The following is a 14,695-nucleotide window of genomic DNA, read 5'->3' as shown; positions in this document are numbered from 1 at the left end:
GGTGACAAGCCCGAACAGGAAACTTGATCGCGCCAAGATTTGCGGCTCCCATCCGCCGCGTTGTTTGTCCCAAGGAGACACACTCATGAAGAAGTTTTTCCTGATTGCCGCGCTCGCGACCTTCGCCGCCGGATCTGCCTTCGCCCAAGATAGCTGTGAGACCAAGGCCGTGGGCAAGGACGGCAAAGTGCTGGCCGGCGCCGCCAAGACCTCGTTCATGAAGAAGTGCATGGCCGAGACCTGCGAAACCAAGGCGGTCGGCTCCGACGGCAAGAAGCTCTCCGGCGCGGCCAAGACCAGCTTCATGAAGAAGTGCGAGGCCGGCGGCTGACGCGCTGGCGGCTGACGACACTGGCGCCCCGCCATGATGCTTGGCGGGGCAAAACCATGCCGGCGGGTTCCATCAGCGCGAAGCGTATCGGCAAGCTACGACGCAGCCGGCGAGCGCCTCGATGTCGAACGGCTTGGTCAGCAGTGCGCAGCACGCCGCCATAGAGCTCGACCCAGCCCTCGGCCGGCACCATCTCGCGGACCTTCTGCCCGATCACGTTCGGGATGCCCGCATGCAGGGCGTAGGCCGGATTGGCTTCAACGTGGACGTAATCGCTCAGCGGGCCCTGCGGACGGTCGAAGAACTCGATGGGCGAGATGGTGGAGAGCTGAAGAGGACCGGCACACTGTTGAACCGAGGGGAACCCGCAGGACACCACTGCATGTCGCCCGCCCTGGCGGGCCCATGCGAGATCATCATGCTCACCGCATCCGCCCTGCTCTGGACCCGTGTCGCCGCCGGCATCTTCGGCTTTCTCGCCCTCAATTCCGGCTACGGACTCTGGCTTCAGCGCAGGAAGACCAGCGGCGGCCGCGACTGGCCGGTCGTCGAGGGGGAGATCGTGGCCTCGGCGGTGTCTGTCGCGGCGACGCATCGGTCGGCAGATGACACCGATGCCAAGCCTGACATCCGCTACCGCTACGAGGTGTTGGGCAAGAGCTACGAAGGTCGCCGCATCCGTTTCGGCAGCCCGAGCCGCGTCACGCGCCTGCAAGCCGACGAGCTCGCCGGCAAATATCCGCAAGGCGCGAAGGTCCGCGTCTTTTACGATCCGAAACGCCCCTCGCAAGCGGTGCTCGAGCCCACCAATGCCAGCGGCACGGCGGCGCTTGTGGTGCTGTTCGTCGTGCTGTCGGCCGTGACCGCCGTGTTGGTGGCGCATTCGCTCGCCGGCAAGGTGCTCACGACCGAGGCTGGCGTGCCGTTGTTCGCCTTCCTGATGCCGTTCGCCGTGTTCGGCTTCGGAGCCGTCGCACTCGCCTCCTATTGGAAGCTGCGGCAGGAGCGCCTGGCGAGCCGCTCCTGGCCGACTGCGCCGGGGCGCATCACGCGCTCCGGCGTGACGATGGAGATCACACGACGTGAGGACGATCGCGGACGAGAAACGGAAGAGGAGCGTTTCCGGGTCACGATCGAATACAGCTACACGGTGAATGGTCGCTCTTTCCACAGCACGCATTGGAACTGGGGCTGGACCGCGCTGCATTCCGACAGGTCGAGCGCTGAAGCCGTCGCCGCCAAATACCCGGTCAACACCGACGTCACCGTCTACTACGATCCGTTACAACCCGAGACGGCCGTGCTCGATCCCACAAACAAGAGCGGCGTCGCGGCGCCGCTCTGGGTCGGCATCTTCGTGATCGCGATCGGCGCGCTGTTCCTGTTCGTCTTCACCCACGTCCAGATGAGCTAGCCGGGGATGATGCGAACAAAGCGCAAGCAGAGCACGAGCGACGAGTATGGCCGCGTCGTCAGCTGCGCAGGCCCGGCGCTTCGTGGCCGCTGCGGGCGACATACTCGGTATAGCCGCCGCCATACTGATGGAGGCCGTCAGGGGTCAGCTCGAGCACGCGGTTGGAGAGCGCGGCGAGGAAATGACGGTCGTGCGAGACGAACAGCATGGTGCCCTCGAAGCTCGACAGGGCCGCGATCAGCATCTCCTTGGTCGCCATGTCCAGATGGTTGGTCGGCTCGTCCAGCACCAGGAAGTTCGGCGGATCGTAGAGCATCTTCGCCATCACCAGCCGCGCCTTCTCGCCCCCCGACAGCACCCGACATCTCTTTTCGACGTCGTCGCCGGAGAAGCCGAAGCAGCCGGCCAGCGCCCGCAACGAGCCTTGACCAGCTTGCGGAAACGAATGCTCGAGCGACTCGAACACGGTCTCGTCGCCGTCCAGCAGGTCCATCGCATGCTGGGCGAAGTAGCCCATCTTGACGCTGCCCCCGATCGCCACCGAGCCGTCATCGGGCTCGGCGGTGCCGGCAACCAGCTTCAGCAAAGTCGACTTGCCGGCGCCGTTGACGCCCATCACGCACCAGCGCTCGCGGCGCCGGATCATGAAGTCCAGCCCGTCGTAGATGCGGCGGCTGCCATAGCTCTTGGACACGTTCTTCAGCGCCACCACGTCCTCGCCCGAGCGCGGCGCGGGCAGAAAGTCGAACGCCACGGTCTGGCGCCGCTTCGGCGGCTCGACCCGCTCGATCTTGTCGAGCTTCTTGACCCGGCTCTGCACCTGCGCCGCGTGCGAGGCCCGCGCCTTGAAGCGCTCGATGAACTTGATCTCCTTGGCGAGCATCGCCTGCTGGCGCTCATATTGCGCCTGCTGCTGCTTCTCGTTCAGCGCCCGCTGCTGCTCATAGAAGTCGTAGTCGCCGGAATAGGTCGTGAGCTGGCCGGCGTCGATCTCGATCACCTTGTTGATGATGCGGTTGATGAACTCGCGGTCGTGCGAGGTCATCAGCAGCGCGCCCTCGTAGCCCTTGAGGAAATGCTCCAGCCAGATCAGGCTCTCGAGATCGAGATGGTTGGACGGCTCGTCGAGCAGCATCACGTCGGGCCGCATCAGGAGAATGCGCGCCAGCGCGACGCGCATCTTCCAGCCGCCGGACAACAGGCCGACATCCTTGTCCATCATCTCCTCGGAGAAGCCGAGGCCAGCCAGCGCCTCGCGGGCGCGGCTGTCGAGCGCGTAGCCGTCGAGCTCCTCGAACCGCGCCAGCACCTCGCCATACCGCGCGATGATGTCGTCCATCTCGTCGGCACGGTCCGGATCAGCCATGCCGGCCTCGAGCTCCTTGAGCTCGGCCGCCACCGACGACACCGGCCCGGCGCCGTCCATGACCTCCGCCACCGCGCTGCGACCGGACATCTCGCCGACATCCTGGTTGAAATAGCCGATCGAGACGCCGCGATCGATCGAGACCTGCCCCTCGTCGGGCTGCTCGCGGCCTGAGATCATCCGGAACAGCGTCGTCTTGCCGGCCCCGTTCGGACCGACCAAGCCGATCTTCTCGCCGCGCTGAAGGGCGGCGGAGGCTTCGATGAAGAGAATCTGGTGGCCGACTTGCTTGGAGACGTTATCGAGGCGGATCATGAGGGCTCAGGCGGTGGACAGGTTGCCGCCGCTCTTAGTCGATGCGCGCCGCCGGTGGAAGGCGCAATTTTGCAGCGCAACTCACGCCTCGAGCGGAGCCGGTCAGCGGCCTTGAGGCCGAAAATCCTGGTTGCCGAACGGCTTGTCGGTCGGAATGCGGATCGCGACGTAGCCCCGATCCATCGACGCGTGGCATGCGTTGCATCCCGACGTCAATTCGGTCACGGCGGAAGCGAAGCGCTTGCCATCCTTGGTAGCGATGGCGTCCGAGATCGACTGGATCGGCTGGCCGAGCGTGGTGACGTTGTCCACCGGCAGGCCTGAATAGAAGACAGCAGCGTCAGTCAGGCTCTGCCTCAACTGGGCAAGCTCATAGGACGCGAGATCCCAATTCTTGGACTGTCCCGCGAACCAGAGCTTCGCGTGTCTGACCTGAATCAGATTCATGATGTCGCCGAGCCGCGGCAGATATTGTTCTGCATTGGACTGCGCTGCAGCCAGGGAGATGGCCGAACAGGCGATCACAACGCCTGAAACCCACTTGCGATAGCTCATTCCACACCCCGCTTCCAAACAAACCGCTGCGGGAAGACATACCGCTGCGATCGAAGCCGGACTTGCGATTGATCAAGGCCGAGGCCGCCTCCGATCGTTCGAGCCCGCCAGACGAATGATCCGCCGAAGCGGCTGCCTCGGCGGATCATCATATCAGCCCCCGGCCCCGGGGTGTTGTGTTCGGCGTCTTAGGCTGCGGCTTTCGCGCCGGTCGGAACCATCGCGATCGTCTTCAGGACCTGAGACGCGATCTGGTAGGGGTCGCCCTGGGAGTTCGGACGGCGGTCTTCCAGATAGCCCTTGTAGGCGTTGTTCACGAAGGAATGCGGCACGCGAATCGAGGCGCCGCGGTCGGCCACACCCCAGCTGAAGGTGTCGATCGAGGCGGTCTCGTGCTTGCCGGTCAGGCGCATGTGGTTGTCCGGACCGTACACCGCGATGTGGTCGGCACGAGCTTCCTTGAAGGCGTCCATCAGCTTCTCGAAATACTCCTTGCCGCCGACTTCGCGCATGTACTTGGTCGAGAAGTTGCAATGCATGCCCGAACCGTTCCAGTCGGTGTCGCCGAGCGGCTTGCAGTGGAACTCGATGTCGATGCCGTACTTTTCGGTCAGGCGCAGCATCAGGTAGCGGGCCATCCACATCTGGTCAGCAGCCGTGCGCGAGCCCTTGCCGAACACCTGGAATTCCCACTGGCCCTTCGCCACCTCGGCGTTGATGCCTTCGTGGTTGATGCCGGCCGCGAGGCAGAGGTCGAGATGCTCTTCGACGATCTTGCGGGCGACGTCGCCGACGTTCTTGAAGCCGACGCCGGTGTAGTACGGGCCCTGCGGGGCCGGATAGCCGTATTCCGGGAAGCCGAGCGGACGGCCGTCCTTATAGAAGAAGTACTCCTGCTCAAAGCCGAACCACGCGTCTGGATCGTCCAGGATGGTGGCGCGGGCGTTCGACGGATGCGGGGTCTTGCCGTCCGGCATCATCACTTCGCACATCACCAGCACACCGTTGGTGCGGGCGGCGTCGGGATACACGGCAACCGGCTTCAACACGCAGTCGGAGCTATGGCCTTCGGCCTGCATCGTCGACGAGCCGTCGAAGCCCCAAAGAGGCAGCTGTTCCAGGGTCGGAAAAGAGGAAAATTCCTTGATCTGTGTCTTGCCGCGCAAATTCGGCACCGGCTTGTAGCCGTCGAGCCAGATGTACTCGAGCTTGTATTTCGTCATTGAGCCTCTCTGTCTTATCGAAAGGTGGGAGCCCAGCAATCGAAGGCTCCCCGCTTACCCGGCCACGATCGGCCAGCGCACTCTTAAGCATGGAACGTGCCAAATCCCGCGACGTCCCGTCGCATGGACGGAGACCAATCGGGGCGGAGCCGGCGGCGGATTTTGCACGTCAGGGGTGCGGCAAAGCAGCGCGACCGGGATTGCACGGAGCGCATGGCGGAGAAAAGAGCCTGTCGAAAACCCGCTTGATTCCTTAGCATTTGCGGCGATGCGCAAGAGAGGCCGAACAAGCCGTCAGCACCTCCCGGACATTTTCGAAAAGACTTGAGCTCCACTTCGCAACCTTTGGTCCAGCCCAAGTGTTGGTCAGCGGCGCGTTGCTGCGGAGGGAGCACAAGAAAAAATGCCTGCAAAACGCGCAACATGTGATTTCGTTTTGATCATGTTGCATTCCCTCCGGGCAGCACTGATATCGAGACTGGTCACCACAAGAGAACGAGTCGGGCGCAACCTGATGTGTGGCCCGCTGGAAGGAGACTGAGGAATGGACACAAATGTGGACGAGGGATCCGCCAGGATCTACCAATTTCCGCGCGGAGGGCGAGCGGGTCTTGCGCCCCGCCAATCCGGATCATCGCCCGCGCCGCTGATCGCGCCGTCGATCCAGCCGACGATCTATAGCGGCAGCTGGTATCATGACGAGGCGATCCAGGAAGCCAAGCCGGCGTGGGATCGCTGATGTCAGACCGTACCGTGACGCCATCACGCCTTTGCTGAAGGGTCGGACCGACAAGGTTCCGGCCCTTTTTCTTGCGCTGCCGTCTGCATGTCTCTCGCCGCTGCTGACGGTCGCCGGCGGACTCGACCTGCCGGGTCAAACAAGCCGCCGTCGTGACCCGTTTCATGGTCTTCCCTGTCCTGTCGAAGGGCTGTGCCTGCGGCGTCGCGTCCGTCGATGAAACGGCGTTTCACATCGAAGCCCGCGTCCCCTAGAACAAGACGATGTCCGCCTATCCACTTCGCCATCTCGGCCTTCACGGCGCCAGCAACTTCAGAGATCTCGGCGGATATCCCAGCAGGGATGGCCGGCACGTGCGATGGCGGCGGCTGTTTCGGTCGAACCATCTCGGACAGCTGACCGAGCCCGACGTCGCGGTCCTGCGGGAGCTCGGCATTCGCGCAGCGTTCGATTTCCGCGGTCGCAACGAGCGCGCGGCCGGCCTCTGCACGATCGCCGAGATCACCGTGCACTCCGTGCCGATCGAGCCGAGCGTCGTGCCGGCGCTGCGGGCCCTGGCGACACGAGGACAGCTCACGACCGACCATGCCTTGGAGCTGATGCGCGAGTCCTACCGCAACTACATCCGCAACTACACGCCGCGCTTCCGCGCGCTGTTCCAGCATGTTCTCAATGAGGACGTCCCGTTGGTGATCCATTGCACGGCCGGCAAGGACCGCACCGGTGTGGCCTGCGCGCTCGTCCTACACGCGCTCGACGTTGCGGATGACGTCATCCTGGAAGACTACCTGCTCACGAACCAGCTCTATCGTCGCGAGACCGCGGCTCACCCGGATCTTCCCGCTGATGTCGTCCAGACGATCGGGATGGTCCAGGCGTCGTTCCTCGCAGCTGCGTTCGACGCCATGCGTGATGATTTCGGCGACGTCGACACCTACCTGCGCGACGGTCTCGGCATCGACGACGCAGCGCGGAAGACGTTACAGGAGCGCTATCTCACGCCGTAAGTCGGTGTGGCGCGAATACGCTTGAGCCCGATCAGGCCGCTTCGATATCGGCTGTCTCGGCGGCTTCCATCGCGTCGAGATCGGCAATCACCTCCTCGAATGCGGAAATCGCCTGCTGAACCGCCGCGATCTGCATCAATTCCCAACCGGTCACCGGACCAGCCCGGTTCTGCAAGGCGACCACCAGATCCCGCCGCTGCTCCTTCAGTTGCACCAGCGGCAAACCATGGTCCGGCAGATGTCTCATCATGTCAAAGCTCCAACGCCCCTCAAGCGGCATAGCGACAGGCTAGCGGGCTGCGCTGGCAATCCACTTACGAAAGTCCGGCAAATTTTATCGATCAGGCCAGCGCGACCGGCGCCGTCAGGATGGCGCTGGCCAAAACGTCGCTGATCTTCGCGGTGGCGGCTTCGCTCACATGCAAGCGGTCACCGTGCCCGTCGTCGAGCGCCGACAACGGAATCTGGCCGGCCTCATACCAGCTCTTCATCAAATTCCAGCGCCCGAAGAGGTTGACGTTGGCCGCAGACGTGACCTTCTCGATCCGTCGCTGAATGTCCTCGGCACGCGCCAGCCTGTTCGGCACCGTCACGATCGCAGCCGTGTATTGCAGGTCGATCACGATGACGTCGATGGCCAGCGCCGCCAGCCATCGAACGCCGACGCGCAGCGCTGCCTCGACGTCATCGGGACTGTAGACCTCGGGTCTGTAGGCGGCGTTGGTGCCGACCTGCCAGATGACGAGCGAGGGCTGCTCCGCAATCACGTCGCATTCGAAGCGCGAGAGCTGGTCCGGGGATTCCTGTCCGCCCACACCCCGATTGAGGACGTCGATCATGCAGCCGAAATTGGCCTTGCGCAGCGACTGCTCGATCCGGGCCGGAAAAGCGATGATTCCGTTGGTGCCCGCGGTGGAAGATGAGCCCAGCGCCACGATCCGGGTCTTGCGCTGCGCATCCAGACTCTGTCTGAAACGTCTGATCGGACGAGGAAAACTGGTGGGGACGTCAGGAAATTCGAGAGAGCCTGTCGCGGTCATGGTCACCTCTGACGAACCACGCCTTCTGATTGCAATTCCATGCCCCGGCCGCCCGGCCATTGCAACTCATCGGCAGGATCATAGTATAGCAAGCGGCGCTGTGGGGCGCGTCAACGGAGACCAGGGACGGAATGAACGGAGCAGTGATTGTCATAACGGGTGCGCAAGGGGCGCTCGGGCGCAGCGTGGCCGATCTCGCGCTCGCACGGGGCGCACATGTGGCCGGGATCGACCATGCCCAGGCCGAAATCCCGGCGAGTGACGACCGCATCGAGCTCGGAGGCGTCGATCTCTCCGACCCCGAGCAGGCAAAGGTCGCGATCGACTCCGTCGCCGCCCACTTCGGCACTCTGGATGCGCTGATCAACATCGCCGGCGCGTTCGCGTTCGAGACGACCGCCGATGGCGACGATTCCGTCTGGGAGACGATGCATGCGCGAAACCTGATGACCGCGCTGCACGCATCGCGCGCGGCTATACCGCATCTCGTCCGCTCCAGCACGGGCCGCATCGTCAACATCGGGGCCATGGGCGCGCTCCAGGCCAGTGCCGGCATGGGCCCCTATGCGGCCTCCAAGTCGGGAGTGCATCGCCTGACGGAAGCGCTCGCGGCCGAATGGAAGGGCAAGATCACCGTCAACGCCGTCCTGCCGTCGACGATCGATACGCCGGCCAACCGCGCCAGCATGCCCAAGGCCGATTTCGACAAATGGGTGACGCCGCAGGAACTCGCAGAGGTCATTCTGTTTCTAGCCAGCGACGCCGCGAGCGGTGTGACCGGCGCACTGATACCGGTTATCGGCCGGGTGTAGCGAAGCCAGCCGGTCACCCCGACTTGGCGCTGACATCACCGGACTCGGCGGGCTAGACTCGCGCGCGCTCTGAGTCGCACACATCGGACGGCCCCTTGGAAACCGCGCTCTACCTTCCCGTCAAACGCTTCCTCGAAAACCTCGGATTCTCGGTCAAAGGGGAAGTCGGCGGCTGTGATGTGGTGGCGCTCAAGGGCGACGACCCGCCGGTGGTGGTCGTCTGCGAGCTGAAGCAGGTCTTCAACTTGGAACTGCTGCTGCAGGCGGTCGACCGGGCCGGTGCCTGCGACGAGGTCTGGATCGCGGCGAAGCTGTCGGCACGCGGCAAGGGCCGCGAGAGCGACGCACGCTATCGCAATCTGTGCCGCCGGCTCGGCTTCGGCATGCTGACCGTGACCTCAGCCGGAGACATCGAAGTGCTGGTGCAGCCGCCCACCACCGCGCCGCGCAAGAATCCCAAGAAGCGTTCGCGTCTTGTGATCGAGCATCAGCGGCGCAAGGGCGACCCCGTCGCGGGCGGCTCGACCCGCGCACCCATCATGACGGCCTATCGGCAGCAGGCGCTGGCCTGCGCTTCGGCGCTGTCGGACGGGCCGAGACGCGTCCGCGACCTCCGCGCGGACATTCCGGATGCGCCGAAGATCTTGCAGCGTAACGTCTATGGCTGGTTCGACCGCGCCGAGCGCGGCGTCTATGTCCTCACGAAAGCCGGGCTCGCGGCCTTGCACCGCTGGCCCCAGGATATCCACATGACGCAGGCAGCGTTGCCCGATCGCGACATGGTGAACGCATAGCTGGGCTGCCTCGCGGAATATATATTGCAATGCAACAATCCTGCTTCTAGGTATCCGGGACGATTCACGAGGCCCCCATGAGCGAAGATTGGAACACCAAGTACGGTCCGCGTCGCGTCAGGCGTGATCCCCCGACACTGGAAGAAGCGATCTTCGCTGCGTCAGGGATCACCGACGATGTGCAGGCTCAGGCCGAGATCGCGTCGGCGCTGATGGGTCTGCCGCTCGAGCAGGTGCTCCCCGAGGTCAAGAAGGCAGTCCGCGTTGCCGCGCGCACCAACACGCGCGTCATCACGGCCGACCAGGGCACGCAGCAGCGCGCCGTCGTGGTCGAGCGCCGCACCGTGCGCCGCTTCAATTTCGACAAGCGCACCGGCACCTGAACGCCCTCCGGGGCGCATCGGCCAATGCAATCAAACGAAAAGGCGCGGCAGCGGTGATCGCTGTCGCGCCTTTGTCGTCGCAGCAACGGCTCGGCTCAGGCGGCGCGCTTGTCGCCGTACATCCGGGTCACGAGCTTCCAGCAGGCGCGATTGAGGGTGAAGAACGCCCGCGCTGCCGCGATGGGTGCTTCGATCACGAGCTTCGCCAGCTCATCCTGGGGCTGCTCGGTCAGATCGATCGTGCCGGTCGATTCGCCGTGACGGAACGCCAGATGCGCACCGAACTTGGCTGCCAGCGCCCGCATCGCATGGTTCTGCGATCCGGTCGTCACGCGAAGCTTGCGATAGCCCTTCCACCGCGCCTCCGAGATCACGCGCTGGAATAGCAGGCTGCCGACCCCACGGCGACGCACGCAAGCCTCCACGCTGAACGCAATCTCCGGAAGCCCGTCCTCGGACTGCTCCGGCGGATGCAACTCGGCGGCGCCGCGCACCAGGCCGTTTTCCATGTAGGCGACGACGATCGTGCCGTCGGCCGCACAGCGGGCCGCGTAGCGTTCGATGAAACTGTCATCGAGGAAGCCGTTGAATCGATCGTGCCGGCTTTCCGCATCGAGCCGCAACAGATGATCGCGCAGCAACGGCAGTTCCTCGTGCTGGCTGAGCGTCCGCACATAGCCGAAGCCCGGCCGGGGACGAAAAGTATCTACCTGTGACACTGCCTGAGACTCCTCTCGAGAGCCCTCGCACAGACGTCTTTCCCTAGACAGGAGCTATATTGTGCATCGCAACATTCATTTCAAGCCCCATGCTCTACGGAGAGAACATGCGGCCATGCAAGGATCGCGTGAGTTAACGATTCGTTTGTGTACGAATCATCACAGCACGAGCTGAGTCTGGGTCACGATCGCGACCAGACGCCCGTCCTCGGTTTCCACCCGGGTCTGCCATACCTGGGTGCGGCGGCCGCGATGCACGGGCGTGGCGGTTGCCGTCACCACGGTCCCCTCCTTGGCGCCGCCGATGAAGTTGGTCTTGCTCTCGATCGTGGTGGTGCCCTTGGCATCCTGCGGCAGGTTGATCACGGTCGCGGCCGCGCCGACCGAATCCGCCAGCGCCATGACGGCGCCGCCATGGATGGTGTGATGCAGGGTGCAGAGATCCGGCCGCACCTGCATCTGCGCCACGACGCGATCGGCGCTGGCCTCGGTGAAGGTGACGCCCTTCAAGTCCGCGAACGGCATCTTCATCGCATTGATCTTGTCGAGTGGCGTCATGCCTTCCCTCCCCCGTTTGATCGGACGACCCGTCTTCGCGGGTCAGCGCCGCATCTGGATGCGCCGGGCTTCGAACCCGAAGCAATGACCTGAAAGGTCATTGCTTCAGTCCGATCGTACCGCCGCTCAGCTCAGGCCTTCTCGACCCCGCACCACTCCGCGATGAACAACGCCATGGTCTTGGTGACCTGGCGCAGCGAGTCGAGCTCGACATATTCGTTGAAGCCGTGCATCGCGGCGCCGGTCGCGCCGAAGCAGAGGCTGGGGATGTTGTAGTTGAGCCCGTAGAAGCGGGTATCCGTCAGCGCCGTGAAGACGAGATCCTGGACCTCGCCGCCGTAGACGGCGGTGAATGCCTTGCCGAACGCCGCCTCCGGCTCGGCCGAATTGGTCAACTCGTAGCCTTCGGACAGGAAGCCCGACCACTCGACGACCGGCGGATTGTTGGAGAGAAAGCGATGATCGCGCGAAGCCGCGGCGACGCAGGCGAGGATCTCGTTCTGGCAGTCCTTGACCGACCAGCCCGGCAGGATGGCGATGCGGCAATCGACGTCGCACCAGGCCGGCACGCTCGAGGCCCAGTCGCCGCCTTTGATGATGCCCGGATTGAAGTTGATCGGATGATTGAGCGTCTTGAAATGACGGTCGCTCTTGGCGCGCTTGTTCCAGTCCGCCTCGAGCTTCTCCAACGCATGGATCAGATGATAGCTCGCCTGGATCGCATTGGCGCCGACGCCGGCCTCGAACACATGCGCCGGGAAGCCGCGCACCTTCAGGCGGAACCAGATCACGCCCACCTGCGAACGCACCATCTTGCCGCTGGTCGGCTCCGGGATGAAGCAGGCATCCGCGCGGTAGCCGCGCTGCAGGGTCGACAGCGCGCCGACGCCGGTGCTCTCCTCCTCGATGACGGATTGGATGTGAATGCGCGCCGTCGGCTTGAAGCCGGCAGCCTTGATGGCATCGAGCGCATAGAGCGCGCCGATGGTGCCGGACTTCATATCGCAGGCGCCGCGGCCATACATCCGGCCGTCGCGGATCACCGGCGAGAACGGCGGCGTCTCCCACATGTCGAGCGGACCGGCCGGCACCACGTCGCAATGCCCCTGCAGGATCAGCGATCGCCCGGCCGACGTCGCCGGCCGGTAGGTTCCGACCACGCTGCGCGCCTTCGAGAAATCGTGCTCGATCGGGCCGTAGCCGCGCATCTCCTTGAGATCGTCCAGATCGATGTGCCAGTCGTCGACCTCGTAGCCGCGCGAGCGCAGGAGATCGCTGAACATGTCCTGGCACGGCCCTTCGGCGCCGCGGGTCGAGGGGATGGCGACGAAGTCGCTCGTGGTCGCAAGCTGCCGGTCGAAGTCGGCATCGACGGCGTCGACGATGCGCTGCGTAATGTCCTGGGTGATCATGCCTGTCGAGGTTCCAATTGCCGATGGCTGCAGCAAATCACAATCTCATGCAGAGTTGCACCGGATTCGCCGCTGCTTTCAGAATCGCAAGGCCGCCCGTACATTCGCGCATACGAAAATGACCGCAACATACTTTGGAATTTGGCATGTCGGATCACCGCAATATCCTTTATTTCCTCCTCGGCATTCTCAGCGCGGCGATCATCGTGCTCGGCTACAATTTCTATCAGGCCAAGAAGCAGCCGGAGGGTGTCCAGATCAATATCGGGCCCAACGGCCTGAAGATCGAAGGAAAGTGATGCGTTCTCAAATCTCCTCGTTCGCGAATGTTGCAGCCCGCCCTCTCGGCGTCCTCGGTCTCTTGCTTTTGGTTGCCGCACCCGCGCAGGCGCAATATGTCGGGCGCGAGCAGGACGTCACCGATCTCCGGCTTGGCCAGCGCGTGCTGGTCGATGACGGCACCTGCCCCGCCGGCCAGGTGAAGGAGGTCTCCGGGTCCAAGATGGCCGAAACCGGTATTGTCCGCACCACGAAATGCGTGCCGCGCTTCGGGCCGAAGAAGAAGTAGCTGATCTCGTTTGATGCGGCTCTCGCCGCCGACCTCCGGCGCGTGACCTTCCGCACAGTCCCGTAGCCGCGCATCGACGATGCTCCTGCCCGTGGACAAGCGGGGACGCAGCATGTCGATGTCAGCGGTGCAGGATCACGGCTTCTTCGAACCGGCCGACCGGCCGCAGCCGGTCAAGGCCGATTTCAGCCGCTACGCTCTGCTCGGCTATCTCTCGGTGGCGCTGGTGTTCGGCGGCTTCGGCGTATGGGCCGCCTACGCCCCCCTCGATCGCGCGGCGATCGCACCGGGCACCGTGTCCGTCTCCGGCGATCACAAGGTCGTCCAGCACCGTGAGGGCGGAATCATCCGGGACATCCTGGCCAAGGAGACTCACGCCGTGCATCGCGGCGACCTGCTGTTCCGGCTGCAGCCGACCGAGGCACAGGCCAACACGGATCTCCTGCGCAAGCAGATGGATGCCGCACTCGCCGAGGAAGCGCGCCTGCTCGCCGAGCGCGGCAATGCGCGGATGATCACGTTTCCCGACGCGCTGCTCAACCGCCAGAACGTGCCGGAGGCGGCGCTTGCCATCGCCGACCAGCAGCGGCTGTTCATCGAGCGCCGCAATGGCCTGATCAGCCAGATCAACATCCTCAATTCCCAGATCGCCCAGCAGCAGCAGGAGCTCGCCGGCCGCGACCGCCAGCGCGCCGCGCTCTCCGCGCAGCTCGCAAGCTTCGAGACGCAGATGAACAATGTGCGCCCGGCGGTCGCCGCAGGCTACTATCCGCGCAACAAGTTCCTCGAACTGGAACGCGAGCGCGCCCGCGTCGAAGGCGATCTCGGCCAGGCGCAGGCCGACGTGGCGCGGCTGACGCAGACGGCGGCGCAGACGCGCCTGCAGATCGATCAGACGCTGCAGAAATATCTGACCGAAGTCGGCCAGCAACTCGACGGCACCCGTGCCAAGCTGTCGGACCTGCGCGAGAAGCTCGTCATCGCCGAGGACGTGCTGCGCCGGGTCGACATCCGCGCCGAGCGCGACGGCATCGTCATGAACATGAAAGTCCACACCGTGGGCGCCGTCGTGAAGCCCGGCGATACGCTCGCCGAGATCGTCCCGGTCGGCGAAGGCGTCGACGTGATGGCGCACGTCTCGCCGCGCGACATCGAGAGCGTCGCCATCGGCCAGAGGGCCGAGGTGCGCTTCTCCAATTTCTCCTCGCGCACGACGCCGACGATCTTCGGCAAGGTCTCGAGCGTCTCGGCGGATGCGATGTCGGACGAGGCGAACAAGCAGAGCTACTACTCGGCGCGGGTCGTGATCGACTATTCGACCATCCCGCCCGAGATCGCCGAGAAGATTCTGCCGGGCATGCAGGCCGACGTCATCATCTCCACGGGAGAGCGCACCGTGCTCGAATATCTGGTCGGGCCGCTGCTCAACACGCTCGCCAAGACGTTCCGTGAGAAATGA

18 protein-coding genes are annotated in these 14,695 nt (G+C 64.2%); 10 read left to right on the top strand and 8 right to left on the bottom strand.

Going from position 1 to position 14,695, the window contains the following annotated elements; genetic code table 11:
- The first annotated feature begins 85 nt into the window (after positions 1 to 85).
- Both QX051_RS00155 and QX051_RS00150 read left to right on the top strand, forming a co-directional pair.
- On the top strand, positions 86 to 331 hold the full coding sequence (locus tag QX051_RS00155; RefSeq protein ID WP_315741131.1) for a hypothetical protein: 246 nt from the start codon (positions 86 to 88) through the stop codon (positions 329 to 331).
- A 232-nt stretch (positions 332 to 563) separates the two neighbouring features.
- Positions 564 to 1,745, top strand: coding sequence for a DUF3592 domain-containing protein (locus tag QX051_RS00150; protein ID WP_315774585.1), 1,182 nt, complete (start codon positions 564 to 566; stop codon positions 1,743 to 1,745).
- A gap of 58 nt (positions 1,746 to 1,803) precedes the next feature.
- Here QX051_RS00150 and QX051_RS00145 read toward each other — a convergent pair whose 3' ends face one another.
- The 3 genes from QX051_RS00145 to QX051_RS00135 form a co-directional block, all read right to left on the bottom strand.
- Complete coding sequence (locus tag QX051_RS00145; RefSeq protein ID WP_315774584.1) at positions 1,804 to 3,426, bottom strand: ABC-F family ATP-binding cassette domain-containing protein; 1,623 nt, start codon at positions 3,424 to 3,426, stop codon at positions 1,804 to 1,806.
- A gap of 102 nt (positions 3,427 to 3,528) precedes the next feature.
- A complete protein-coding gene (locus QX051_RS00140; protein ID WP_315774583.1) occupies positions 3,529 to 3,981 on the bottom strand; it encodes a hypothetical protein in 453 nt (150 codons plus the stop codon).
- Between the two features lie 188 nt (positions 3,982 to 4,169).
- The gene (locus tag QX051_RS00135) at positions 4,170 to 5,204 is read right to left on the bottom strand and encodes a glutamine synthetase beta-grasp domain-containing protein (RefSeq protein ID WP_315712320.1); all 1,035 of its coding nucleotides are present in this window, start codon (positions 5,202 to 5,204) and stop codon (positions 4,170 to 4,172) included.
- Between the two features lie 544 nt (positions 5,205 to 5,748).
- Between QX051_RS00135 and QX051_RS00130 the strand changes: the two genes are divergently transcribed.
- Together QX051_RS00130 and QX051_RS00125 are read left to right on the top strand one after the other, a co-directional pair.
- Positions 5,749 to 5,943: a DUF2735 domain-containing protein gene (locus tag QX051_RS00130; protein ID WP_315741128.1), complete on the top strand. Its 195-nt coding sequence runs from the start codon at positions 5,749 to 5,751 to the stop codon at positions 5,941 to 5,943.
- 263 nt (positions 5,944 to 6,206) lie between these two features.
- On the top strand, positions 6,207 to 6,950 hold the full coding sequence (locus QX051_RS00125) for a tyrosine-protein phosphatase (RefSeq protein ID WP_315774582.1): 744 nt from the start codon (positions 6,207 to 6,209) through the stop codon (positions 6,948 to 6,950).
- A 31-nt stretch (positions 6,951 to 6,981) separates the two neighbouring features.
- Here the strand turns inward: QX051_RS00125 and QX051_RS00120 are convergent, their stop codons facing one another.
- Positions 6,982 to 7,200, bottom strand: coding sequence for a hypothetical protein (locus QX051_RS00120; RefSeq protein ID WP_012044361.1), 219 nt, complete (start codon positions 7,198 to 7,200; stop codon positions 6,982 to 6,984).
- 91 nt (positions 7,201 to 7,291) lie between these two features.
- Positions 7,292 to 8,050, bottom strand: coding sequence for an SGNH/GDSL hydrolase family protein (locus QX051_RS00115; RefSeq protein WP_315774581.1), 759 nt, complete (start codon positions 8,048 to 8,050; stop codon positions 7,292 to 7,294).
- A 71-nt stretch (positions 8,051 to 8,121) separates the two neighbouring features.
- Between QX051_RS00115 and QX051_RS00110 the strand changes: the two genes are divergently transcribed.
- From QX051_RS00110 to QX051_RS00100, 3 genes are all read left to right on the top strand, one after another.
- The gene (locus QX051_RS00110) at positions 8,122 to 8,802 is read left to right on the top strand and encodes an SDR family oxidoreductase (RefSeq protein ID WP_315755694.1); all 681 of its coding nucleotides are present in this window, start codon (positions 8,122 to 8,124) and stop codon (positions 8,800 to 8,802) included.
- Between the two features lie 95 nt (positions 8,803 to 8,897).
- Complete coding sequence (locus QX051_RS00105; protein WP_315774580.1) at positions 8,898 to 9,596, top strand: DUF2161 domain-containing phosphodiesterase; 699 nt, start codon at positions 8,898 to 8,900, stop codon at positions 9,594 to 9,596.
- 77 nt (positions 9,597 to 9,673) lie between these two features.
- A complete protein-coding gene (locus QX051_RS00100) occupies positions 9,674 to 9,979 on the top strand; it encodes a hypothetical protein (protein WP_172109527.1) in 306 nt (101 codons plus the stop codon).
- 95 nt (positions 9,980 to 10,074) lie between these two features.
- On the opposite strand, the gene QX051_RS00095 is transcribed toward QX051_RS00100, so the two are convergent.
- The 3 genes from QX051_RS00095 to QX051_RS00085 all read right to left on the bottom strand — a co-directional run bounded on the left by QX051_RS00095 (position 10,075) and on the right by QX051_RS00085 (position 12,668).
- Complete coding sequence (locus QX051_RS00095) at positions 10,075 to 10,731, bottom strand: N-acetyltransferase family protein (RefSeq protein ID WP_409998061.1); 657 nt, start codon at positions 10,729 to 10,731, stop codon at positions 10,075 to 10,077.
- 126 nt (positions 10,732 to 10,857) lie between these two features.
- Complete coding sequence (locus QX051_RS00090) at positions 10,858 to 11,256, bottom strand: PaaI family thioesterase (RefSeq protein WP_315741123.1); 399 nt, start codon at positions 11,254 to 11,256, stop codon at positions 10,858 to 10,860.
- Positions 11,257 to 11,387: 131 nt separating this feature from the next.
- On the bottom strand, positions 11,388 to 12,668 hold the full coding sequence (locus tag QX051_RS00085; protein ID WP_315774579.1) for an ArgE/DapE family deacylase: 1,281 nt from the start codon (positions 12,666 to 12,668) through the stop codon (positions 11,388 to 11,390).
- 146 nt (positions 12,669 to 12,814) lie between these two features.
- On the opposite strand from QX051_RS00085, the gene QX051_RS00080 reads away from it, so the two are divergent.
- From QX051_RS00080 to QX051_RS00070, 3 genes are all read left to right on the top strand, one after another.
- Positions 12,815 to 12,967, top strand: a complete 153-nt coding sequence (locus tag QX051_RS00080; protein WP_315712328.1) for a hypothetical protein — start codon at positions 12,815 to 12,817, stop codon at positions 12,965 to 12,967.
- The gene (locus QX051_RS00075) at positions 12,967 to 13,236 is read left to right on the top strand and encodes a DUF6719 family protein (protein ID WP_315772245.1); all 270 of its coding nucleotides are present in this window, start codon (positions 12,967 to 12,969) and stop codon (positions 13,234 to 13,236) included. The genes QX051_RS00080 and QX051_RS00075 overlap by 1 nt, the downstream gene beginning before the upstream one ends.
- A 112-nt stretch (positions 13,237 to 13,348) precedes the next feature.
- Positions 13,349 to 14,695: an HlyD family type I secretion periplasmic adaptor subunit gene (locus QX051_RS00070; RefSeq protein WP_315774578.1), complete on the top strand. Its 1,347-nt coding sequence runs from the start codon at positions 13,349 to 13,351 to the stop codon at positions 14,693 to 14,695.

It is taken from the genome of Bradyrhizobium sp. SZCCHNR1053 (genome assembly GCF_032381235.1).
In the GTDB taxonomy this organism is placed as follows: Bacteria; Pseudomonadota; Alphaproteobacteria; order Rhizobiales; family Xanthobacteraceae; genus Bradyrhizobium.
Note: the sequence above shows the minus strand (reverse complement) of the source record. Positions and strands in the feature narration are given on the sequence as shown.